This window comes from Vibrio sp. D173a (assembly GCF_030248475.1).
Genome location: NZ_JAHGAH010000523.1, coordinates 1 through 1,269, shown reverse-complemented (window position 1 = coordinate 1,269; position 1,269 = coordinate 1). Strand labels below are relative to the sequence as shown.

Annotated in this window: 1 protein-coding gene; it reads left to right on the top strand. The window is 48.8% G+C overall.

Annotation, left to right across the window (positions count from 1 at the left end):
- Nucleotides 1-1,269: efflux RND transporter permease subunit (locus KIV40_RS27230; RefSeq protein WP_285352312.1), on the top strand; the 1,269-nt coding region annotated here is incomplete at both ends.

Sequence of the window (1,269 nt, the reverse complement as noted above, 5' to 3'; positions counted from 1 at the left end):
TGGTAACACCTTAGTTGAGCACATTACCAGTCAGTTTAATGCCAATGCGGATGCCAATGAATCTGGTCCACATCTAGCGACGGTGCGTTTGGACCTGCGTGGAGCTGAGAGCCGAAACACGGTCATCGATGACTTTATCGATGCTTGGCGTAATGATGTGGGTGAACTGGCCGATCCGATTTCTCTGGTATTCAAGCAGCCGACGGTGGGGCCGGGTGGACGAGCGATTGAAATTCGCGCCAAACACGATGATCTGCAAGCGCTGAAAGCAGCTTCGATTGATATCCAGGAGTACTTGAATCAGTTTGATGGTGTGCATGGCGTGCTTGATGACATGCGAATTGGTAAAGAAGAGATCTTAGTTAAGTTAAGACCGGGGGCGGAGACATACAACGTCAACGGACAGATGATCGCGTCTCAACTGCGTGCTGCGTTCTTTGGTCAAACTGCGGATGAGATTCAGGTGGGTGTTGAGAACATCTCAATCGAAGTGCGTTTGGACAAGCAGCAAGCTGGCGATGTTCAGCAGCTTGCGAATTTCCCAATCATTACTTCAGACGGCAGCCAAATTCCTCTAGCGACATTAGCGACGCTCGATTTTCAGCGAAACTATGTGCGAATCCAACGTATTGATGGACTGCGTACTATCAGTATCTTCGGTGATGTGAACAATAAAAAAGCCAGCTCTTCGGCTATCTTGGCGCAGTTCCAGCGCGATGAAGCGCCTAAGCTGCTAAAGAAATACCCTGGACTGCGTTTTGATTTTGAGGGTGAGGCGAAAGATGCCGCTAAGACTGGTGCCTCTATGGGTAAGGGCTTCTTATTAGGTTTGTTTGGCGTCTTTACCATATTGAGTTATCAGTTCCGCAGTTACCTAGAACCTTTCGTGGTGATGTTGGCGATTCCTTTAGCCTTTATTGGTGTTGTTGTCGGGCACTGGTTGCTGGGGCATTCTCTGAGCATGCCGAGTATGATGGGTTTTGTTTCATTAGCTGGGATCGTGGTTAACGACTCGATACTCTTAGTGCAATACATCCGGCACCATGTGGATGAAGGGGATAGCGTGCATGACTCTGTAGTGAAAGCGAGTCGTGAGCGTTTTCGTGCCGTGTTCTTAACCTCGATGACTACTGCGGCAGGTCTATTGCCTCTGCTTACAGAAACCAGCTTGCAAGCTCAGGTTATACAGCCGCTAGTGATCTCGATTGTGTTTGGTATCTTTGCATCAACGCTACTGGTTTTATTCATGATTCCGGCGGCTTACGCCAT